Here is a 23,352-nt window from a genome sequence, read left to right on the forward strand (position 1 = left end):
AAGATCATTCTGTAAATAATAATAATGCACGTCCCCCAACTGAATTTCAAGCCAAAAACCAACGATAGACAATGTTCATTTTTATTTCCCGTTCTATTTGTCTTTTAGAACGAATCAAAAACATAACATCATATTTATAGGAATAGATGGCTATACTCTCTTGGTTTAAACATTAAATTCACACCACTTATTTTATTGGAGTTGAAGGACTTAATTAAATACACCTGTTGATTGGCGCGGAAGGCACGAAGACTCCTGCGGGAGTACGGGGCAGGGGAGACCCCGCAGGAGCTTTAGCGACGAGGAGGCTCCCCGGCACGCCCGCGGAAAGCGAAGTGCCTGGAGCGTCAATCAACAGACTTGTTGAAAAGTCTTATCTTAATAAAATTGTAATAATTTAACACGGTTAATTGATAAAGAAATTAAGTAAAACTTTTTTGTTAAAAATGGATAAACCTTTCTGTCGAATTAACCCGAATCTTTTCGGATGATATGGTATAATTACTTTCTGAAATAGACTAGAAAAAGAGATTTTTTAAAGAGGGGAGAGATGAGAGGATGAGCGAAAATGCCTTAGGCAAAAAAGAGCGATTCCAACTCTTACTCCAGCAGCTGCAACTAACTGAAGATGCAGTTGTTATGCATTTCCAAAATGCGCAAATCGAAAGGCTTCTGGTAGAAAAGAAAGCGAGAAAATGGCACTTTCAATTTTTATTGGAAAAAGTCCTGCCATTCAATGTATTCATGCGTTTTACTACCCAAATCGAGCGAACTTTTTCAAACATTGCAGCAGTATCATATGATATTAAAGTTACTAATCAAGATAACGCCTCAGAGTTAATCAGCGAATACTGGAGCTATTGCATCCAGCAAATTGATGGAATCTCCCCGCCGCTCATTAAACTTTTACATGAACAATTGCCTGTGGTAAGCGGTAATAAGCTTACCGTTTCGGTTAGAAACGAGGCAGAAGGATTAACACTAAAACGTAAATATGGGCCATTAATTGGTGAAATTTATCAGTCCTTCGGTTTCCCGCTGTTTTCCTTTGAGATCGATATAAAAAGTGATGATGAAAATAACGAAGAGTATGAGAAATTCTTAATTGCCAAACAAAAAGAAGACCAAGAACGTGCGTTAATGGCAATGGTCGAAATGCAGAAACAGGATGCCGAGAAAGAGCAGGGCGGCGGTGATGTGCCACAAGGTCCGCTTTCAATCGGTTTGACAATTAAGGATGACAGCGAGCTCCGCAGCTTAATTGATATTGTTGATGAAGAAAGACGAGTTGTGGTTGAAGGTTATATATTTGATGCAGAAATTCGCGAGCTGCGCAGCGGCCGCTCCTTGTTAACCTTTAAAATTACTGACTACACCAGTTCCATAATGGTTAAAATGTTCTCCCGCGATAAAGAGGACGCAAATGCCTTCCAACTTGTTAAAAAGGGAATGTGGGTAAAGGTCCGCGGCAGCATTCAAAATGATACTTTTGTTCGTGACCTTGTCATGATCGGTAATGATATTAACGAGATTAAGCCTGCTGGCCGGAAAGACACTGCTCCTGATGACGAAAAAAGGGTCGAACTGCATTTGCATACCCCGATGAGCCAGATGGATGCCGTCACGCCTGTCAGCACTCTTATTGCCCAAGCAAAAAAATGGGGCCATAAAGCCATAGCTGTAACCGACCACGCTGTTGCCCAATCCTTCCCGGAAGCCTACAGTGCCGGGAAGAAGAATGATATAAAGATTCTTTATGGTGTTGAGGTGAATCTGGTCGATGATGGTGTACCGATTACCTTTAACGATGCCCACAGGCTTCTTGCTGAAGATACTTATGTCGTGTTTGACGTCGAAACAACCGGTCTTTCAGCCGTATACGATACGATTATCGAGCTTGCTGCTGTAAAGATTAGGAACGGCGAAATCATCGATCGTTTTGAATCATTCGCCAATCCGCATCATCGCTTATCTGCAACTACCATCAACCTGACAGGCATCACCGATGATATGGTGCAAAATGCTCCAGAGGCAGCTGAAGTTTTCCAGAAATTTTATGACTGGACTGGGGATGCTGTTTTAGTTGCCCATAATGCTTCCTTTGATATGGGATTCCTGAATGTCGGTTATAAAAAAATTGGGATTGGAAAGGCAAGAAATCCTGTCATCGATACACTTGAACTTGGACGTTTCCTTTATCCGGAATTAAAAAATCACCGTTTAAACACTTTGGCTAAAAAGTTCGATATCGAGCTGACACAGCACCATAGGGCGATTTATGATGCGGAAGCAACCGGATACTTATTAATGAAAATGTTGAAAGATGCGCAGGCAAAAGAGATTATTTACCATGATGAATTTAATGATCACATGGGAAAAGGAAATGCTTATCAAAGAGCCCGTCCCTATCACTGTACGCTTTTGGCGCAAACTGAGATTGGGTTGAAAAATCTATTTAAGCTCATTTCTATTGCACATATTGAATATTTTTATCGTGTGCCGCGTATACCACGATCAGTGCTGCAAAAATATCGCGAGGGAATACTAGTTGGTTCCGCATGTGATAAAGGAGAAGTCTTTGAGGGGATGATGCAAAAGTCTCCTGATGAAGTGGAGGCCGTAGTAGGCTTTTATGATTATATCGAGGTTATGCCGAAACCGGTGTATGCTCCGCTCCTTGAAATGGAACTGGTTCGTGACGAACGCGCGCTTGAGGAAATTATCGGCAACATCGTTGCACTTGGAGACAAGCTCGGAATTCCTGTCGTAGCTACGGGCAATGTCCACTACTTAAACGAAAACGATAAGATATATAGAAAAATATTAATCAACTCACAGGGCGGTGCTAACCCACTGAACCGTCATGAGCTTCCGGATGTTCACTTTAGAACAACAAATGAAATGCTTGATGCCTTTTCATTCTTAGGGAAAGAAAAGGCAAAGGAAATCGTCGTCACAAATACAAATAAAATTGCGGATATGATTGACGTCATAAAGCCAATTAAGGATGATTTGTACACACCAAGAATTGAAGGTGCCGATGAAGAAATGCGGGAGATGAGTTATGCCATGGCCCGTAAAATTTATGGCGAGCAGCTTCCGGAAATTGTTGAGGCCCGTTTGGAAAAAGAATTAAAAAGTATTATCGGGCATGGATTTGCCGTTATTTATTTGATTTCCCATAAGCTTGTTAAAAAATCCTTAGATGATGGGTACCTTGTCGGATCGCGTGGATCAGTCGGTTCCTCATTGGTCGCAACGATGACGGAAATAACTGAGGTTAATCCTTTGCCGCCGCATTATATTTGTCCATCCTGTAAGCATTCAGAGTTTTTTAATGATGGTTCTGTTGGTTCAGGCTTCGATTTGCCTGATAAGGATTGTCCGCATTGCGGTACAAAATACCGAAAAGATGGCCATGATATCCCGTTCGAAACCTTCCTTGGCTTTAAAGGAGATAAGGTTCCCGATATTGATTTGAATTTCAGCGGAGAATATCAGCCAAGAGCCCATAACTATACTAAGGTCCTTTTCGGGGAGGAATATGTTTATAGAGCAGGAACAATTGGTACGGTTGCCGACAAAACTGCCTTTGGTTACGTTAAGGCCTATCAGCAGGACAATAACCTCCAGATGCGTGGGGCTGAAGTGGAACGGCTTGCTTCTGGCTGTACGGGTGTAAAAAGAACAACGGGCCAGCATCCCGGCGGTATCATCGTTATTCCGGATTATATGGACGTTTACGATTTTACACCAATTCAATTTCCTGCTGATGATAGAAATTCGGAATGGAAAACGACCCATTTTGATTTCCATTCCATTCACGATAACGTTTTAAAGCTTGATATTCTCGGACATGATGACCCGACAGTGATCAGGATGCTGCAGGATTTGAGCGGTATTGATCCAAAAACGATACCAACTGATGACCCTGAAGTAATGAAAATATTCAGCGGTACAGAATCCCTTGGGGTAACAGAGGAACAAATCATGTGTAAAACTGGAACGTTAGGCATTCCCGAATTTGGTACACGGTTTGTTCGACAAATGCTTGAAGATACAAAGCCAACAACCTTCTCAGAACTTGTTCAAATTTCTGGTTTGTCACATGGTACGGATGTTTGGCTGGGGAATGCACAGGAATTGATTCAGAATAAAACTTGTACCCTAAGTGAAGTAATCGGCTGCCGGGATGATATCATGGTTTATCTAATTTATCAGGGTCTTGAGCCCTCCTTCGCATTCAAAATAATGGAATCCGTTCGTAAAGGTAAAGGATTATCAGAAGAAATGGAAGCGGAAATGAGAAGGAACGAAGTACCGGAATGGTACATTGACTCCTGTAAAAAAATTAAGTACATGTTCCCGAAAGCCCACGCGGCAGCATATGTTTTGATGGCTGTTAGGATTGCCTATTTTAAAGTTCATCTTCCCCTTCTTTATTATGCTGCTTATTTTACTGTCAGGGCAGAGGACTTTGATTTAGAAACAATGACACGGGGCTCTGAGGCCATCCGTGCGAAAATTGGTGAAATTAATGCGAAGGGTTTGGAAGCATCGAACAAAGAGAAAAACTTACTGACGGTGTTGGAGCTTGCTCTTGAAATGACTGAGCGAGGCTATTCCTTCCAGAACTATGATTTGTACAAATCGGCTGCATCGGAATTTATCATTGAGGGAAATACACTAGTTCCACCGTTCAATTCTATTCCGGGGCTGGGAACAAATGCTGCCGTAAATATTGTAAATGCCCGCGGAGATGGAGAATTTCTATCGAAAGAAGACCTCCAGCAAAGAGGGAAGGTCTCCAAAACAATCCTTGAGTATCTGGATAAGCAAGGTTGCCTAAGTGCATTGCCTGAGCAAAACCAGCTTTCTCTGTTCTAGGTCTTATGCTTTTCTGACTTTAGCTCTAGCGCCTAGGGGCTCTAAGGTCTACAGTCAATCCGTCAAGAAGGATAAAGCGCAGCCCTCACCCCTGCACGCCTGTACCCTAGCGTCCCTGTGTAAGGCGCTGCCGCTTTTGATATTTGCATCTATATGATGGTTATGTTATAGTCTTATTGGAAATACTAAGACATACTCTCGTGTACAAGAGTGGGGATTCTCCCACTCTTTCGTGTTGTTTAGGATGGTTTCATCAGTATTTTAAACTTGCATCGCTACATAGAAAATGTGCTGGAAAAGGAGGTAGGGCATGAGTAAAGTAACCGAGGTTGTTGAAGAACTGGCTGCACCTATATTTCAAGAGCTTGGCTTAGAATTAGTAGAAATTGATTACGTCAAAGAAGGAAAAAGCTGGTTCCTTCGCGTATATATCGATAAAGACACAGGCGTTGATATTGAAGATTGCGGAATTGTCAGTGAACGACTTAGTGAAAAACTTGATGAAGTGGATCCAATTCCTCATAACTATTTTCTTGAAGTATCATCGCCAGGTGCAGAACGCCCTTTAAAGAAGGATAAAGATTTTGAAAAAGCAATCGGGAAAAATGTTTTTATTAAAACTTATGAGCCTATTGATGGTGAAAAAGGTTTTGAAGGGACTCTTTTAGCTTTCGATGGTCAGATTGTTACTATCGAAGTGAAAATAAAAACCCGTAAAAAAACGATCGAAATTCCATACGAAAAAGTGGCAAATGCAAGACTTGCTGTAACGTTTTCTTAAACTTAGAAAAATACAATAGAATAGGGGGATATACGCAAATGAGCAGCGAACTAATGGATGCTCTTATTGTCCTGGAAAGAGAAAAAGGTATTTCTAGGGATGTTTTAATTGAAGCCATTGAAGCAGCACTTATCTCGGCTTACCGCCGCAATTTTAATCAAGCGCAAAACGTCAGAATTGATTTAAATTTGGAAACTGGTTCAATGCGTGTTTTTGCACGGAAAGAAGTAGTGGACGAAGTGTTTGATCCGCGACTTGAAATTTCCTTAGAAGATGCGATAAGAATCAATCCAAACTATCAGGTTGAGGATATCGTCGAAATGGAAGTAACGCCAAAGGATTTCGGCCGAATTGCTGCCCAAACCGCAAAACAGGTTGTGACACAAAGAGTCAGAGAAGCGGAAAGAGGAATTATTTATTCTGAATTTATTGACCGTGAAGAAGATATCATGACTGGTATAGTCCAGAGACTCGATTCAAAATTTATTTATGTCAGCCTTGGTAAAATAGAAGCTCTGCTTCCAATCAATGAGCAGATGCCAAATGAACGTTATAAGCCGCATGATCGTATTAAAGTATTTATTACTAAGGTAGAAAAAACAACAAAAGGCCCTCAAATATTTGTTTCAAGGACTCATCCGGGATTATTAAAACGTTTATTTGAAATCGAAGTGCCGGAAATCTATGATGGCACGGTAGAAATTAAATCCGTTGCCCGGGAAGCAGGTGACCGTTCGAAGATTTCAGTTCACTCCGATAACCCAGAGGTTGATCCAGTTGGTTCCTGTGTTGGTCCGAAGGGGGCCCGTGTTCAAGCGGTTGTAAACGAATTAAAGGGCGAAAAAATCGATATTGTAAAGTGGTCTGATGACCCGGTTGTTTTTGTAGCCAATGCGCTCAGCCCATCCAAAGTCCTGGATGTTTCAGTAAATGAAGAAGAAAAGGCGACAACGGTTGTCGTGCCGGATTATCAGCTATCATTAGCAATTGGGAAACGCGGCCAAAATGCCCGTTTAGCGGCAAAGTTAACAGGCTGGAAAATTGATATTAAATCAGAATCTGAGGCTCGTGAAATGGGGATTTATCCACGAGAAGAAACAATTCGTCTATTTGATGATGGTGCGAATACTGATTTTGACGATTTTAATGATGAAGAATTAGATTAGATCAGAGGTGAATGATGGTGAACACAAGAAAAAAAGTTCCTATGCGCAAATGTGTGGCCACCGGTGAAATGAAACCGAAAAAAGAACTCGTTCGCATCGTTCGCTCAAAAGAAGGAGAGGTATCCATCGATTTAACTGGAAAAAAATCGGGCAGGGGTGCATATCTTTCAAAAGAAAAAGATGCCGTCCTCTTGGCAAAGAAAAAGAATATTTTGGCAAACCATTTAGAGGTAACGATCGCTGAATCGTTATATGATGAGCTGCTAGAGTTGATTGAGAAGGAGAACGGGTCGAGTAAATGAACGAAAACCAATGGATGTCATTGCTTGGACTGGCCAATCGAGCACGAAAAGTAATATCAGGCGAGGAGCTGACTGTAAAGCAAATCCGCAATGGAAATGCAAAGCTCGTTTTATTATCCTCAGATGCGTCTCAAAATACGACAAAAAAAATTACCGATAAATGTAATTCGTATGAGGTTCCAATTAAAATGGTTGAAAATCGTTATCTTCTAGGCCAGGCGATTGGCAAGGAAGCCCGCGTTGTGGCAGCCGTTTTGGATGATGGATTTGCCAAGAAACTTAAACAAATGCTCGATTAAATCTTGCGGGGGTGAAAATAATGAGTAAAATGCGCGTTTATGAATATGCAAAAAAACATAACCTATCCAGTAAAGAAATCATTACAAAATTAAAAGAAATGAACATAGAGGTTTCAAATCATATGGCAACACTAGAATCTGCAGACATTAAAAAGCTTGATGCTGCCTACAATAAAAAGGAAAATAAAGAGCAGCCTAAAAAGACAGGGAATGCAGCTGAGCAAAACCGGAACAATAACAATAACAATGGTCGACAAACTCAGCAAAAGGTTCAGACAAAGCCTCAGGTGCAGACTAAAACGACGCCAAAGGCTTATGAGGACGATGATGAAAATCTTGTCGTGCCTTCCAAAGTAAAGGTTGTTGCGGGAGCGCCAAAAGCCAAGGAAGGCAAAAAACACGAACAGGAATATCAATCCAAAGAAAATAAAGCATTTCAAGCTGGGAAAAACAAGAATCGTCCCCATAATAATCAACAACAAAATCGTAATCAACAACAAAATAAGAAGCGAAATCATCAACAAAACCATACGCAGCAATCCCAAGCGCCGCAAAAGAAGAAAGAGAAGGAGCTTCCTGCTAAAATTACCTTCAGTGAATCTTTAACGGTTGCAGAACTGGCCAAGAAGCTGCACAGAGAGCCTTCTGAAATAATCAAAAAGCTGTTCCTGCTTGGCGTCATGGCAACAATCAATCAGGATTTAGACAAAGATGCGATTGAATTAATTGCCGGTGAGTATGGTGTTGAGGTCGAAGAAGAAATTAAAGTTGATACGACCGATTTGGAAATTTATTTTACAGAGGATACAGCGGAAAACCTAGTGGAACGCCCTGCTGTTGTGACAATCATGGGACACGTAGACCATGGTAAAACAACCTTGCTTGACTCTATCCGTAATACAAAAGTTACCGAAGGAGAGGCAGGAGGAATCACTCAGCACATTGGCGCCTACCAGGTAATCGAAAACGGAAAGAAAATTACTTTCCTTGACACACCTGGACACGCTGCGTTTACAACAATGCGGGCCCGTGGTGCACAAATTACAGATATTACAATCTTGGTGGTTGCTGCTGATGACGGTGTTATGCCGCAAACAGTAGAAGCAATCAACCATGCTAAGGCAGCTGAAGTTCCGATTATTGTTGCTGTTAATAAAATGGATAAACCAGCGGCAAATGCCGATCGCGTTATGCAAGAGCTGACTGAGCACGGTTTAGTAGCCGAGGCTTGGGGCGGGGATACTATTTTTGTTCCGCTATCCGCTAAAACAGGTGAGGGAATCGATAGTCTTCTTGAAATGATCCTGTTAGTAAGCGAAGTGGAAGAATATAAAGCAAATCCGAAACGGAATGCAGTAGGAACTGTCATAGAGGCTAGATTGGATAAAGGACGTGGATCCGTTGCAACCTTGCTTGTTCAGAATGGTACGCTGAAAATTGGCGATCCAATTGTCGTCGGAAATACATTCGGACGTGTGCGGGCAATGGTGAATGATTTAGGACGCAGGGTTAAGGATGCTGGTCCATCTACACCGGTTGAAATTACCGGACTAAATGATGTACCTCAGGCTGGAGACCGCTTCGTTGTATTTGACGATGAGAAAACAGCCCGTCAAGTTGGAGAATCACGTGCTCAAATCGCATTGGTTGCCCAGCGCGGTGAAAAAACCCGTGTCAGCCTGGACAATCTCTTTGAACAATTAAAGCAGGGGGAAATGAAGGATCTGAATGTCATTTTGAAATCTGACGTTCAAGGTTCTGCAGAAGCGTTAGCTGCTTCCTTGCAAAAAATTGATGTCGAAGGTGTAAACATCAAAATTATCCATAATGGAACAGGTGCCATTAACGAATCTGATATCACGCTTGCGGCAGCTTCAAATGCTATTGTCATCGGCTTTAATGTTCGTCCTGACGCGAATGCCAAACGTGCCGCAGAAGCGGAGAAAGTAGATGTCCGTTTGCACCGCATTATTTATAAAGTCATTGAAGAGATGGAAGCGGCCATGAAGGGAATGCTTGATCCGGAATTTGTCGAGAAAGTGATCGGTCAGGCAGAGGTCCGCCAGACATTTAAGGTTTCAAAGGTCGGAACGATTGCCGGTTCATATGTAATCGACGGTAAAATTACCCGTGATAGCGGTATCCGTGTCATTCGCGATGGGGTTGTTATTTTTGAAGGTGAGATTGATGCCTTAAAACGCTTCAAAGACGATGCCAAGGAAGTATCCCAAGGCTACGAATGTGGTATCACCATTAAAAACTTTAATGATGTTAAAGAGGGAGATATTATTGAAGCGTATGTAATGGAGGAAATCGAACGGAAATGATAATCGGCGCCGCTTTTTGTGAATGCATCATTTACGATGCACATTCCTTAAAAGAGAAGCGAGCTGTTTTACAGCGAATTCTAACTCGTATAAAACAAAAATTTAATGTGTCAGCAGCAGAGGTTGACCACCAGGATGTCTGGCAGCGGACTAAAATAGCCATTGTCGCTGTTTCATCAGCGCGGGTCTCAACTGAGCAGGAGCTGCAGAATGCATTAAAACTAATTGACTCATTTCCAGAGATAGAAAGAACAGTCACCGAAATGGAATGGCTTTAAATGAAGAGGTGAATTGAATGAGCCACAGACCAAATCGTGTTGGAGAGCAAATGAAAAAAGAACTGAGTGACATTATCGGACGCAAGATAAAAGATCCTCGGATTGGTTTTGTGACCGTTACAGACGTTCAGGTAACAGGCGATTTGCAGCAAGCTAAGGTTTTTATTTCGGTATTGGGTGATGATGAACAGAAGGAGAATACGCTTAAAGGCCTTGCAAAAGCAAAAGGATTTATTCGAAGCGAAATCGGCCATCGTATTCGCCTTCGCAAAACTCCCGAAATTATCTTTGAATTTGACGAATCCATTGATTACGGGAATCGCATCGAAACACTTCTTCATGATTTACATTCCGACGGAAGCCCGATGGAAAAAAATGATGAAGAATAACTCATCTTATACAAAATAGTTTGCATATCCTCACAAATGAATGAGGAAAATGGATAGACGAAAAAGTCTATCCATTTTTTTCGGGGATGGCAGGAAAGAGGTTGTGAAATTGGAAGGCATATTACCATTATTTAAGCCGGCGGGGCTTACCTCTCATGATTGTGTATTTAAATTACGGAAGATCTTAAAAACAAAGAAAATCGGTCATACTGGAACGCTTGACCCGGATGTAACCGGAGTTCTTCCGATCTGTATTGGGAAAGCGACAAAAATAGCTGAGTATATTACAGATGCAGGCAAGGCGTATGAAGGGGAAGTAACCATAGGTTTTTCCACGACAACGGAAGATGCATCAGGTGATGTGGTGGAAAAGAAAATGGTTAACCGGACCATCAGCCGCGAAGAAATTCTAAGGGTACTGCAGTCGTTAACTGGCGAAATTGAGCAAACACCACCAATGTATTCCGCAGTTAAAGTGAATGGGGTCCGTCTTTATGAATATGCTCGAAAAGGAATGGTGGTGGACCGCCCATCAAGGAAAGTAACGATTTATTCGATTAACCTTCTTGATGAGAGGAAAGAATTTGCCGGCGAGACCATCAGCTTTCGCTTCCAGGTTAGCTGCAGCAAAGGAACCTATATTCGGACATTGGCTGTTATGATTGGTGAGGCCTTGGGGTTTCCAGCGCATATGTCGAAATTGGTAAGGACACAATCAGCTTCGTTCACTCTTACTGATTGCCTTACGCTTGAAGAAGTGGAAAGGTTTATGGCGGAAGGGTGCATTTCACAGGTTTTACGACCATTGGAATCCGCGCTTTCTCATTTGCCGAAAATGCGGATTAATGATAAAGTAGCAGAGAAAGTGAAAAATGGTGCACTTTTAGAAATTCCAGAGAATTTAAAAACTTGTGACGGACCTATTATTGCCGAAACGGCTGAAGGGCTGGCGCTTGCTATCTATGCAAAGCATCCCAATAAGCAAGGCCTCTTGAAGCCGATAAAGGTTCTTAGAAATGAACTCGAATAAAGGTTCCTGTATAGAAAAGGTGAGTTTCAATTGGAAGTAAAAAGATTAAGTTTTCCACTAAATGTGTCAGATTTGCGTGCGCTGCCTCCTTTATCAATGGCCCTTGGCTATTTCGACGGCGTGCATCGCGGACATAGGCAGGTAATACTTGAAGCAAAGAAGCAAGCTGATGAACAAGGACTGTCAAGCGCAGTCATGACCTTTGACCCTCATCCCTCTGTGGTTTTAGGGAAAAATGAAAAACATGTAAAATCGATTACCCCATTAGCTGAAAAAATCAAAATTATTGATGGAATGGGAATTGATTATCTTTTTGTCGTTCACTTTACCGTAGAATTCGCCAATCTGCTGCCTCAGGAATTTATAGACCAATTTGTCATCGGGCTGAATGTGCAGCACGTTACTGCAGGCTTTGATTTTACCTATGGCCGAATGGGCAAAGGGACGATGGAGACCATTCCATTTCACTCCAGAGAGAAATTTACCTTTTCTGTTATACCGGAATTTACCGAGGGGAACGAAAAGGTGAGTTCGACCAGAATCCGCCGGCTTCTAAAAGAGGGGAAAGTTGAGGAACTTGGACACCTTTTGGGAAGATATTACACAACTTCAGGGCATGTCGTCCACGGTGATAAACGCGGAAGGACTATTGGTTTTCCGACGGCTAATATAGAACTAAATGATGAATACATTACTCCCCCTACAGGTGTTTATGCGGTAAGGATGATGGTTAGCGGTATTATGCACATTGGTGTTTGCAATGTTGGCTATAAGCCTACCTTTAATAAGGAGGCAGTCAAGCTGTCGATAGAAGTTCATTTATTTGATTTTAATCAGGATATCTACGGGGAAGATGCGGTAATTGAGTGGCATCTATTCCTGCGAAATGAACAAAAGTTTTCTGGAATTGAAGAACTTGTAAAGCAAATTGAAAAAGATAAAAACAAGGCTTTGGAATATTTTGCGGAAAAACACAAGCTGCTTGATGTATAGAAGAAGAGAAGTTTTCCTATAATATATGATGGATTGAACTTGCATTTTGCGACAAAACATTGTATTCTTAAATACGTACCAAATGAACCTTTGCTTGGCAAGTCGAATTCACCGACGCTTGCTCGGCATGAGGGGATTGAGAAATAGGAGGTGAACCTGGATGGCAATCACACAAGAACGTAAAAACGAAATCATCAATGAGTATAAAACTCATGAGAACGACACAGGATCTGCTGAAGTTCAAATCGCTGTCCTTACAGAATCAATCAACAATTTGAACGAGCACTTACGTACTCACAAGAAAGATCATCATTCACGCCGTGGTCTTTTGAAAATGGTTGGTAAACGTCGTAATCTTTTGACTTACCTGCGTAACAAAGATGTTCAACGTTACCGCGTATTAATCAATAAGCTTGGTCTACGTCGTTAGTTTACAGAAGCGGGATTTATCCCGCTTTTTTGTTAGCTTTTAAAAGATTATTGAATATTTTATACATAATTTTTTAAGTCATGATTTTTTGTGCATACTAATACTAATTTGGTTTGACACCACAAGCGTTTCGCTTTTTTATAGGTAAATTAGAACGATGATTATAGCGAGTATGTCGCATCATCCTCCTAAGTGATTTGGATAGAGAGGGGTAAAAATATGGAGCAGCAAAAACATGAGTATTCCATGGAGTGGGCCGGCCGCAAACTGACAGTTGAAATTGGCCAACTAGCCAAACAAGCTAACGGTGCAGTCTTAGTCCGCTATGGAGACACTGCCGTTTTAAGTACGGCAACAGCGTCTAAGGAACCTAAGAACCTAGACTTTTTTCCTTTAACAGTAAATTATGAAGAAAGATTATATGCTGTCGGAAAGATTCCCGGAGGCTTTATTAAACGGGAAGGACGGCCAAGTGAAAAAGCCATTCTGGCAAGCCGATTGATTGACAGACCAATACGTCCTCTTTTTGCAGACGGTTTTCGTAATGAAGTTCAAGTAATCAGTATGGTTATGAGTGTAGATCAAGATTGTTCTACGGAAATGGCCGCGATGTTCGGTTCTTCATTGGCCCTAAGTGTATCAGACATACCGTTTGAGGGCCCGATTGCCGGTGTCGTTGTTGGCCGGGTTAATAATGAATTTGTCATCAATCCAACCGTGGAACAAGCTGAAAAAAGTGATATCCATTTAACTGTTGCCGGTACAAAGGATGCAATTAACATGGTTGAAGCAGGTGCCGATGAGGTTCCGGAAGAAATCATGCTTGAGGCTATTATGTTTGGTCATGAAGAAATCAAGAAGTTAATTGCGTTCCAGGAAAAAATTGTTTCCGAAATTGGCAAAGAAAAAAGAGAGATTTCTCTGTACGAATTAGATCAGGAGCTTGAAGCGAAGGTACGAGAAATGTGTGAAACAGACATGATTAGTGCCATTCAAGTTCCGGAGAAACACGCCAGGGAAGACGCCATCACTGAGGTGAAAAATCAGGTAATGGCAAAATTCGCAGAGCAGGAAGCTGCTGATGATGTTATTAAGCAGGTTAAGCAAATTTTGGACAAGATGGTCAAAGGTGAAGTTCGCCGCTTAATCACGGTTGAAAAAGTTCGTCCAGACGGCCGAAAGATTGATGAGATTCGTCCTTTATCTTCCCAAGTAGGGATCCTGCCGCGTACCCATGGTTCTGGCTTATTTACAAGAGGACAAACCCAAGCGTTAAGCATTTGTACCCTTGGTGCAATGGGGGATGTGCAAATTCTTGATGGCCTTGGAATTGAAGAGGAAAAACGCTTTATGCACCATTATAATTTCCCTTCCTTCAGCGTTGGGGAAACAGGACCAATCCGCGGGCCAGGCCGCCGCGAAATCGGTCACGGTGCTCTAGGGGAACGTGCCCTCGAACCGGTAGTTCCATCTGAAAAGGATTTTCCATATACAATCCGCTTAGTATCCGAGGTTCTTGAATCAAATGGTTCAACTTCGCAGGCAAGTATTTGTGCGAGTACATTAGCAATGATGGATGCCGGTGTACCAATTAAAGCACCAGTTGCTGGTATTGCCATGGGTCTCGTAAAATCTGGTGAACATTATACTGTTTTAACAGATATTCAAGGAATGGAAGACCACCTTGGCGATATGGATTTTAAAGTTGCCGGTACAGCAAAAGGTGTTACCGCATTGCAAATGGACATTAAAATTGAAGGTCTATCCCGTGAAATATTAGAAGAAGCTTTGCAGCAAGCCAAGGTTGGAAGAATGCAAATCCTTGATTCCATGCTTGCTACTCTTGCTGAACCAAGATCTGAACTTTCACGGTTTGCGCCAAAAATTCTGACGATGACGATTAATCCGGATAAGATCCGCGATGTTATTGGACCTAGTGGGAAGCAAATTAACAAAATTATTGAAGAAACTGGGGTTAAGATTGACATCGAGCAGGATGGAACCATTTTTATTGCTTCTACTGACTCAGCAATGAATCAAAAGGCAAAACAAATTATCGAAGATATTGTTCGTGAAGTTGTGGTTGGGCAATTGTATCTTGGTAAAGTAAAACGGATTGAAAAATTCGGTGCCTTCGTCGAAATCTTTGCCGGTAAAGACGGATTGGTCCATATTTCTGAACTAGCAGAAGAGCGGGTAGGAAAAGTGGAAGATGTCGTTAAAATCGGCGACGAAATTTTAGTAAAAGTGACCGAAATTGATAAACAAGGCCGCGTTAATTTATCGCGTAAAGCTGTCCTTAAGGAACAGAAGGAAAAAGCTGAACAAAATCAATAATTGTTTAAAAAGTCAGGAGACCGCTCCTGACTTTTGCTTTTTCTATTAGCATGCTTTATCATCGTTCTACCTTGTCCCTGCTCGTCATAATCTGTATAGAAGGGGGAAGAGGAAGAATGAAAAAAAATATAATTATCGCGGTAATTGTGCTTGCTGCTTTCCTTATTGTTAATAGTCCTATTGTACATAATTATGTTTCCGCCTTAAAGGAATCAGCACTTCCTGCAGTAAAGGAGACGGATTCCTTATACCAAAGCATTTTAAAAAATGCGCCTGAATATGAGAAACCGCCTTCAGATGCGAAAATCGATCCGGTTTGGAAGGCGATACCGGGATACAATGGCCTTGCAGTTGATCTGACTGCTTCTTATCAAAATATGAAAAAGAAAGGCACTTTTGATGAGAAGAAGCTTGTCTATAAACAGGTTAAGCCTAAAGTGCAGCTTAAGGATCTGCCGCCCTCGCCTATTTATAAGGGGCACCCCGATAAACCGATGGTTAGCTTTATCATTAACGTCGCCTGGGGAAATGAATATTTATCAGATATGCTGGCAACGTTAAAAAATCATAACGTATCGGCAAGTTTTTTTCTAGAAGGTAACTGGGCAAAAAAGAATCCTGATTTGGCCAAAATGATTGTCAGTGCCGGGCATGAGGTAGGGAACCATTCGTATTCCCACCCGGATATGGCAAAGCTTACAGCAGCACAAGCTAGAGAACAAATGGTGAAAACAAATGAAGTGATCGAAGCGGTGACCGATAAAAAGACAGAATGGTTTGCTCCTCCGAGCGGCAGTTATCGCGACGAAACAGTAAAAATCGCTCATGAATTAAACATGAAAACAGTTATGTGGACGGTAGATACAGTTGACTGGAGAAAGCCATCTCCAGAAGCCTTGATAAATCGAGTAATGGGCAAGATTGGAAATGGTTCGTTAATTCTTATGCATCCAACCGAATCGACGGCAAAATCTTTAGATCGATTAATTACCTTAATCGAAAAAAAGAATTTGGAGATTGGGACCGTTTCTGAATTAATGAGCGAGGAAAGGGTCATAAAATAAATTTAGGAAAGAAATACCTAAAAGTTGGAGAATATAGTGATTATAGGTATAATTAACAATTGGGAAGTAGCATCTGCTGTTTATAGACAGGAGGAAGTCGATGATTAACAAATACACATGCCAAAATGGAGCAAGAATTGTTTTAGAACAAATCCCTACCGTAAGGTCCGTTGCCATTGGTATCTGGATTGGTACGGGATCAAGAGATGAAAATCCCGAGACAAACGGGATTTCCCATTTCCTCGAACATATGTTTTTTAAAGGAACCACTACCAAAACTGCCAAAGAAATTGCAGAATCCTTTGACAGCATTGGCGGTCAGGTAAATGCGTTTACCTCAAAGGAATACACATGCTATTACGCTAAGGTACTTGATACCCATTCAAAGTTTGCTTTGGATGTATTGGCAGATATGTTTTTTAATTCTACCTTTGTGGAAGAGGAATTAAAGAAAGAAAAAAATGTGGTTTTAGAAGAAATAAAGATGTATGAAGATACACCTGATGATATTGTCCATGATTTGCTGAGCAGGGCTGTTTATGAAGACCATCCGCTTGGCTATTCAATTCTAGGAACAGAAGAAACTTTAAACTCGTTTACTGGCAATTCGTTAAAGGAATATATCCATGAACGATACACACCTGAAAATGTTGTGATTTCGATTGCAGGTAATGTTCCAGAAAGCTTCATTCAAGAAGTGGAAGCCTACTTTGGCTCCTACCAAGGCGGTAATTCAGCAGTACAAGAAAATGTTCCTGTTTTCCATGCCAACCGAATCTCACGGAAAAAGGAAACTGAACAGGCCCACCTTTGTATTGGGTTTAAAGGATTAAAGGTTGGTCATGAAGATATCTATAGCTTGATTACCTTGAATAATATTTTGGGTGGAAGCATGAGCTCCCGATTATTTCAAGAGGTACGTGAGCAACGGGGATTAGCTTATTCCGTTTTTTCATACCATTCTGCTTATCAAGACAGCGGCATTGTGACCATTTACGGCGGTACCGGTGCAAAGCAATTAAATGTCTTGTTTGATACTGTTCAGGAAACGCTTGATAAATTAAAACAAACAGGCATAACGGAAAAGGAATTAACGAACAGCAAGGAACAGCTGAAGGGCAGTCTTATGTTAAGTCTGGAAAGTACGAACAGCCGGATGAGCCGGAACGGAAAAAATGAACTTCTTTTAAAACGCCATCGCTCTCTTGATGAAATCATTGAACAAATTGATGCAGTGACAAAAGAAGGCGTAGACAAAATGGCAAGGGATGTATTTAATGATAAGTATTCCGTGTCGTTAATCAGCCCAGACGGAGAATTTCCAACCAATTTAGCATAATCAACGAAAAAACAGTTTGCTTCAGTGAACTGTTTTTTCTTTATTCTAAATAAGGACTTCCCTCTATAAATATATAGTAAAGTGAGAAATAGGGGGCGGCTTATATGAGGTTGAGTGAATTAAGCGGTAAAGAAATTGTCGATGTAAAAAAAGCAGAGCGCCTGGGTGTCTTGGGCCAAACAGATCTAGAAATAAATGAAAGCACAGGTCAAATCCAGGCACTCTTAATCCCTTCTGTCAAATGGTTTGGATTGAGAAAGCAAGGGGATGAAATAAGAGTACCCTGGCAGCACATTAAAAAGATTGGATCAGATATGATCATCATAGATGTTCCGGAAGAAGATTAATATTGATGGTCCCTGCAAATGGGCCTGTTGATTTCCGCTCCGGGAACTCGCTTTCCGCGGGGAGGTCCTGAAGCCTCCTCGGCGCTTTAGCGCCGAGGAGGCTCCCCGGCACGCCCGCGGAAAGCGAAGCACATGGAGCGCAAATCAACAGACCTTTTCACAGCCTTAACCTTAATAACATTATTAGAAGTTAATGTGTTGAATAATTAAAATAAAATAAGTAGTAAAAAGACAGTAAAAAGCCCAAGCAATTTAATTTGCTTGGGCTTTTTTGTATATTCCCGCATGGAAAACTCACCGATTGAAACTTTCTTACATAAGATGGGGAAGTGATAAAGAACAAAAGAAAAATTGAATGGATTCTTTAAAAAAGAAGGTGAATGTTTTCATGCTGACAGGGATGCAGATAGCCGTTATTGGTGGTGATGCCAGGCAGCTGGAAATTATCCGGAAGTTAACTGAATTAGATGCTAAACTAGCGCTGATTGGATTTGAACAGCTTGACCATGCCTTTACCGGTGCAGTCAAGGAGAAAATCTCCGAGGTTGACTTTTCGAATATTGATGCCATTATTCTGCCAGTTGCTGGCACAAATTTAGAAGGTCAAGTAGAGACGATTTTCTCAAACGAGAAAGTGGTCTTAACAGAGGATATTCTTTCGAAAACTCCTGAGCATTGTACTATTTATTCAGGAATAAGCAATTCCTATTTAACCGGGATTGTAAAGCAAACAAGTAAAAATCTAGTTCAGTTGTTTTCAAGAGACGATGTAGCCATTTATAATTCGATTCCGACTGTTGAAGGAACACTTATGATGGCCATCCAGCATACTGACTTTACTATTCATGGTTCTAATGTAACGGTCCTCGGGTTGGGACGGTGCGGTATGAGTATTGCCAGAGCGTTTCACGCATTGGGAGCAAAAGTAAAAGTCGGGGCAAGAAAAAGCGAGCATCTTGCTAGAATTACGGAAATGGCACTGACACCGTTTCAATTAAGTAATATCGAAAAGGAAGTGTCAGGTACAGACATTTTAATCAATACAATCCCGCAGCCAATTGTTAATGCAGCAGTAATTGCCAAACTGCCCGCACATACCATTATAATCGACATTGCCTCAAAACCGGGAGGAACCGATTTTCGTTACGCAGAAAAGAGAGGAATCAAAGCCCTTCTTGCACCCAGCCTGCCTGGAATTGTCGCTCCCAAAACAGCGGGGCAAATTTTAGCAGATGTCCTATCCCAGCTGCTTTCCGAGACACAACCAGATCGAAAGGGGAATGGAAAATGAGTTTAAAAGGTAAAAGAATTGGTTTTGGATTAACAGGTTCACATTGTACGTATGACGCTGTTTTTCCGGAAATTGAAAAACTGGTGCAGGCCGGCGCCGAGGTGGTTCCGATTGTAACCTTTACGGTTAAAAATACCGATACCCGCTTTGGCAAAGGCGAAGATTGGGTCCAGCGAATTGTCGATTTAACTGGCAATAACCTAATTGATTCCATTGTAAAGGCAGAACCGTTAGGACCGAAAATGCCTCTCGATTGTATGGTAATTGCTCCTTTAACAGGAGTATCGATGAGCAAGTTTGCCAATGCCATGAATGACAGCCCTGTTTTAATGGCGGCAAAAGCAACGCTTCGAAATTTAAAGCCGGTTGTCTTAGGTATTTCCACGAATGACGCTTTAGGGTTAAATGGTGTAAACTTGATGAGACTGATGGCCACTAAAAACATTTTCTTTATTCCTTACGGACAGGATGACCCTGTTAATAAACCAAATTCGATGGTGGCGAGAATGACAATGCTTCCGGAAACAGTGGAAGCAGCAATGGAAGGTAGACAGATTCAGCCAGTATTGGTTGAAAGATACAAAGATGAGGCCTAAATTCCTTTCCCTTCATTAAAAAAGGTTATTTCTTTCAAATAATATGATAAAATAAATTAATCTTTCATCAGTGGGTTAATATGTTAATCCGCTGATGGAAACAATTCATAAAATATTACTATACTGGCATCACGAAATCTTAAACAAAGGAATAACCGGCCAGTGAATAGGAAGGGGAACTAGAATGAGTCATCAAAATGGATTTCACGTTGCAGTTGTCGGAGCAACAGGCGCTGTTGGCCAACAAATGATCCAAACTTTATTGAAAGAAAACTTTCCAATTAGAGAGTTAACCCTGCTTTCCTCCGCTCGTTCGGCAGGAAAAAAGGTCGATATAAATGGCCGTGAATATACAGTGCAAGAAGCAAAGCCAGAGAGCTTTGAAGGTGTAGATATCGCATTGTTCAGTGCGGGCGGTAGCGTCTCCAAGGAATTAGCTCCTGAGGCAGCAAAACGCGGTGCAGTTTGCGTTGACAACACCAGTGCATTCCGTATGGACACAGATATTCCTTTAGTTGTTCCAGAAGTTAATGAAAAAGACTTATTTGAACATAATGGAATCATTGCTAATCCAAATTGTTCCACCATCCAGATGGTGGTTGCATTAGAACCAATCCGTCAAAAGTTTGGCTTGAAAAAAATTATTGTTTCCACCTACCAAGCTGTTTCTGGTTCAGGTGCTGCAGCGGTAGAAGAACTTCTTCAACAGACAAAGGCAATTTTAAATGAAGAATCGTATGAACCACAAATTTTACCTGTGAAATCTGATAAAAAACACTATCAGATTGCTTTTAATGCGATTCCGCAAATTGATAAATTCCAAGAAAATGGCTATACCTATGAAGAAATGAAAATGATTAATGAAACGAAAAAGATCATGCATCTTCCGGAGCTTCAAGTTTCCGCGACTTGTGTTCGACTGCCTGTAGCTGTAGGACATTCCGAATCTGTTTATTTTGAAATTGAAGAGGATAATGTGAGCGCCGCAGAAATCAAAGCCCTTCTTAAAGATGCACCTGGAGTGATTCTGCAAGACGATCCAGAAAACCAGGTATACCCGATGCCAGCTGACTGTGTCGGTAAGAATGAGGTCTTTGTCGGAAGAATCAGAAATGACATCGATAATAGCAAGGGATTTCACATGTGGGTAGTTTCAGACAATCTTCTTAAAGGAGCAGCCTGGAATTCCGTTCAAATCGCACAAAGATTAGTGGAGTTAGGACTTGTAAAAAAATAAAGGCAGGTTTTGGTGTTTACCATGAAAATCATTGTTCAAAAATTTGGCGGAACCTCCGTCAAAGATGAAACTAGCAGGAAATATGCGCAGGGACATATCGAAAAAGCACTGGCTGAAGGCTATAAAGTAGTCGTTGTCGTATCCGCGATGGGAAGAAAGGGCGATCCTTATGCAACCGACACGTTACTGTCCCTGATAGGCGGCAATACAAGTAACATTTCTAAACGTGAGCATGATTTATTGCTATCCTGTGGAGAAGTAATCTCTAGCATTGTCTTTACCAATATGCTGCTTGAGAGCGGTATTAATGCAACGGGATTAACTGGTGCGCAAGCAGGATTTAGAACCAATAACGACCATACCAATGCCAAAATTGTCGAGATGAAGTGCGACCGCTTGCTTAGGGAACTGGAAAGCCATGATGTCGTCGTGGTTGCCGGATTCCAGGGAGCAGCCAAAAATGGCGATGTGACGACGATTGGCCGCGGCGGCAGCGATACATCCGCTGCTGCCTTGGGAGCCGCACTTAATGCTGAGTGGATTGATATTTTTACCGATGTAGAAGGAATTATGACTGCTGACCCGCGTATTGCCGAAAATGCCCGGCCGTTATCAGTTGTTACCTATACAGAGGTTTGTAATATGGCCTATCAGGGAGCAAAGGTCATTCACCCTAGGGCAGTTGAAATTGCAATGCAAGCAAAGGTGCCGATTCGGATTCGTTCCACTTATTCAGAATCCGAGGGAACATTGGTGACTTCTTTCAATAAAAATAATCGAGGCAGTGACATCAAGGAACGGCTGGTAACGGGAATTGCCCATGTTTCAAACGTTTCGCAAATAAAGGTTTTTGCCAAAAAGGAACAGTACTACCTGCAGGCAGAAGTATTTAAAGCGATGGCAAATGAGAAGATTAGTGTGGATTTTATCAACATTTCTCCAAGCGGAGTTGTATATACGGTTACAGAAGAAATGACAGATAAAGCAATCCGCGTACTAAATGAATTGGGACACGAGCCTGAGGTTGAACGTCAATGTGCCAAGGTTTCCGTAGTAGGTGCCGGGATCGCAGGAGTTCCGGGAGTTACTTCAAAGATAGTAACTGCTCTTTCAAATCAAGGAATCCGAATTCTACAATCAGCAGACAGCCATACGACGATTTGGGTCCTTGTTAAGCAGGAGGATTTAGTAAAATCAGTAAACGCCTTGCATAGTGCCTTTCACCTTGAAGATGAATCACTAGAATTAAATACCTTGGATTTTTAAGAGAACCTTTTGAATAGGATGTTAGGAGCACCAGATTTAGGGAGCGAAAGTTTCGAAAGGAGTAATAAAATGGTTCATTTCGGGCGAGTATCCACTGCAATGGTAACGCCTTTTGATAGCAAAGGGCATATTGACTTTGGCAAAACCACGAAGCTAATCAATTATTTAATAGATAATGGTACAGATTCACTTGTTGTGGCAGGTACAACAGGTGAATCACCAACCTTATCAAAAGAAGAAAAACTGGCATTATTCAGCCATGTTGTGAAAGCCGTAAACAAACGAATCCCTGTAATTGCTGGAACAGGAAGCAATAATACGTACGCATCAATTGAGATGACAAAAAAAGCGGAGCAGGTCGGTGTTGATGCTTTTATGCTGGTTGCACCGTATTACAATAAACCGAATCAAGAGGGTCTATACCAGCATTTTAAAGCAATCGCCGAATCAACTACCCTTCCGGTAATGGTCTACAATATCCCGAGCAGGTCGGTCGTGACAATTCACCCGGATACGATTATCCGCTTGTCAAAAATACCCAATATTGTGGCTGTGAAAGAAGCGAGTGGGGATTTAAATGCCATGACGCATATAATTGCTAATACCGATGATAACTTTGCATTATACAGCGGCGATGATGCGGTCACGCTGCCTGTGCTGTCCATCGGGGGAGCAGGGGTTGTTTCAGTTGCCTCGCATGTCATTGGCAATGAATTACAAGAGATGGTAAAGGCGTTTTTTGACGGAGAAAATCTACGGGCAGCCAAATTGCATCAACGTCTGCTCCCGATAATGCAGGGATTATTTGTTGCTCCAAGTCCAGCACCTGTGAAAACAGCACTGCAGATCAAAGGCTTGGATGTTGGATCCGTTCGATTGCCGCTAGTGGGATTGACAGAGCTGGAACGGGCTGATTTGATTGAAATTTTAAATCAGAAATAAATGGGAGTAAACCAACCGACAAATGCTCGGTTGGTTTTTTCCTTTTTTACC

The 23,352-nt window shown here is 41.6% G+C and carries 20 protein-coding genes; all 20 read left to right on the forward strand.

Features of this window, described 5'->3' with window-relative positions; genetic code table 11:
- Nucleotides 1–558: 558 nt before the first annotated feature.
- Nucleotides 559–4,887, forward strand: a complete 4,329-nt coding sequence (locus ACZ5AE_RS09795; protein WP_464571758.1) for a PolC-type DNA polymerase III — start codon at nucleotides 559–561, stop codon at nucleotides 4,885–4,887.
- Between the two features lie 310 nt (nucleotides 4,888–5,197).
- Nucleotides 5,198–5,668, forward strand: coding sequence for a ribosome maturation factor RimP (rimP, locus tag ACZ5AE_RS09800; protein ID WP_464571760.1), 471 nt, complete (start codon nucleotides 5,198–5,200; stop codon nucleotides 5,666–5,668).
- A gap of 38 nt (nucleotides 5,669–5,706) precedes the next feature.
- A complete protein-coding gene (gene nusA, locus ACZ5AE_RS09805) occupies nucleotides 5,707–6,834 on the forward strand; it encodes a transcription termination factor NusA (RefSeq protein ID WP_464571762.1) in 1,128 nt (375 codons plus the stop codon).
- A gap of 17 nt (nucleotides 6,835–6,851) precedes the next feature.
- Nucleotides 6,852–7,136 carry an RNase P modulator RnpM gene (gene rnpM / locus ACZ5AE_RS09810; protein ID WP_464573585.1) on the forward strand — a complete coding sequence of 95 codons (285 nt, stop codon included), beginning with the start codon at nucleotides 6,852–6,854 and terminating at the stop codon, nucleotides 7,134–7,136.
- Entirely contained in the window at nucleotides 7,133–7,435 is a 303-nt protein-coding gene (locus ACZ5AE_RS09815) for a YlxQ family RNA-binding protein (protein WP_464571764.1), read from the forward strand. The genes rnpM and ACZ5AE_RS09815 overlap by 4 nt, the downstream gene beginning before the upstream one ends.
- A gap of 20 nt (nucleotides 7,436–7,455) precedes the next feature.
- Nucleotides 7,456–9,762, forward strand: a complete 2,307-nt coding sequence (infB, locus tag ACZ5AE_RS09820) for a translation initiation factor IF-2 (RefSeq protein WP_464571766.1) — start codon at nucleotides 7,456–7,458, stop codon at nucleotides 9,760–9,762.
- A complete protein-coding gene (locus tag ACZ5AE_RS09825) occupies nucleotides 9,759–10,040 on the forward strand; it encodes a DUF503 domain-containing protein (RefSeq protein WP_464571768.1) in 282 nt (93 codons plus the stop codon). The genes infB and ACZ5AE_RS09825 overlap by 4 nt, the downstream gene beginning before the upstream one ends.
- A gap of 17 nt (nucleotides 10,041–10,057) precedes the next feature.
- Nucleotides 10,058–10,429 (forward strand): 30S ribosome-binding factor RbfA, encoded by a 372-nt coding sequence (rbfA, locus tag ACZ5AE_RS09830; RefSeq protein WP_464571770.1) that lies wholly within the window; start codon nucleotides 10,058–10,060, stop codon nucleotides 10,427–10,429.
- 109 nt (nucleotides 10,430–10,538) lie between these two features.
- Nucleotides 10,539–11,459: a tRNA pseudouridine(55) synthase TruB gene (truB, locus tag ACZ5AE_RS09835; protein ID WP_464573586.1), complete on the forward strand. Its 921-nt coding sequence runs from the start codon at nucleotides 10,539–10,541 to the stop codon at nucleotides 11,457–11,459.
- Nucleotides 11,460–11,489: 30 nt separating this feature from the next.
- On the forward strand, nucleotides 11,490–12,452 hold the full coding sequence (gene ribF, locus ACZ5AE_RS09840) for a bifunctional riboflavin kinase/FAD synthetase (RefSeq protein ID WP_464571772.1): 963 nt from the start codon (nucleotides 11,490–11,492) through the stop codon (nucleotides 12,450–12,452).
- A 160-nt stretch (nucleotides 12,453–12,612) separates the two neighbouring features.
- Nucleotides 12,613–12,882 carry a 30S ribosomal protein S15 gene (gene rpsO, locus ACZ5AE_RS09845; RefSeq protein ID WP_213116319.1) on the forward strand — a complete coding sequence of 90 codons (270 nt, stop codon included), beginning with the start codon at nucleotides 12,613–12,615 and terminating at the stop codon, nucleotides 12,880–12,882.
- 219 nt (nucleotides 12,883–13,101) lie between these two features.
- The gene (gene pnp / locus ACZ5AE_RS09850) at nucleotides 13,102–15,219 is read left to right on the forward strand and encodes a polyribonucleotide nucleotidyltransferase (RefSeq protein ID WP_464571774.1); all 2,118 of its coding nucleotides are present in this window, start codon (nucleotides 13,102–13,104) and stop codon (nucleotides 15,217–15,219) included.
- Nucleotides 15,220–15,335: 116 nt separating this feature from the next.
- Complete coding sequence (locus ACZ5AE_RS09855) at nucleotides 15,336–16,283, forward strand: polysaccharide deacetylase family protein (RefSeq protein WP_464571776.1); 948 nt, start codon at nucleotides 15,336–15,338, stop codon at nucleotides 16,281–16,283.
- Nucleotides 16,284–16,383: 100 nt separating this feature from the next.
- Nucleotides 16,384–17,622, forward strand: coding sequence for a M16 family metallopeptidase (locus ACZ5AE_RS09860; protein ID WP_464571778.1), 1,239 nt, complete (start codon nucleotides 16,384–16,386; stop codon nucleotides 17,620–17,622).
- Nucleotides 17,623–17,726: 104 nt separating this feature from the next.
- On the forward strand, nucleotides 17,727–17,969 hold the full coding sequence (locus ACZ5AE_RS09865) for a YlmC/YmxH family sporulation protein (RefSeq protein WP_423801705.1): 243 nt from the start codon (nucleotides 17,727–17,729) through the stop codon (nucleotides 17,967–17,969).
- A 388-nt stretch (nucleotides 17,970–18,357) separates the two neighbouring features.
- On the forward strand, nucleotides 18,358–19,260 hold the full coding sequence (dpaA, locus tag ACZ5AE_RS09870) for a dipicolinic acid synthetase subunit A (protein ID WP_464573587.1): 903 nt from the start codon (nucleotides 18,358–18,360) through the stop codon (nucleotides 19,258–19,260).
- Nucleotides 19,257–19,856 carry a dipicolinate synthase subunit B gene (gene dpaB, locus ACZ5AE_RS09875; RefSeq protein ID WP_464571781.1) on the forward strand — a complete coding sequence of 200 codons (600 nt, stop codon included), beginning with the start codon at nucleotides 19,257–19,259 and terminating at the stop codon, nucleotides 19,854–19,856. The genes dpaA and dpaB overlap by 4 nt, the downstream gene beginning before the upstream one ends.
- Before the next feature lie 184 nt (nucleotides 19,857–20,040).
- Nucleotides 20,041–21,093: an aspartate-semialdehyde dehydrogenase gene (asd, locus tag ACZ5AE_RS09880; RefSeq protein ID WP_464571783.1), complete on the forward strand. Its 1,053-nt coding sequence runs from the start codon at nucleotides 20,041–20,043 to the stop codon at nucleotides 21,091–21,093.
- Between the two features lie 21 nt (nucleotides 21,094–21,114).
- Complete coding sequence (gene dapG / locus ACZ5AE_RS09885; RefSeq protein ID WP_464573588.1) at nucleotides 21,115–22,359, forward strand: aspartate kinase; 1,245 nt, start codon at nucleotides 21,115–21,117, stop codon at nucleotides 22,357–22,359.
- Nucleotides 22,360–22,428: 69 nt separating this feature from the next.
- Entirely contained in the window at nucleotides 22,429–23,301 is an 873-nt protein-coding gene (gene dapA, locus ACZ5AE_RS09890; RefSeq protein WP_464571785.1) for a 4-hydroxy-tetrahydrodipicolinate synthase, read from the forward strand.
- Nucleotides 23,302–23,352 lie beyond the last annotated feature (51 nt).

Source organism: Neobacillus sp. S1227 (assembly GCF_055385255.1).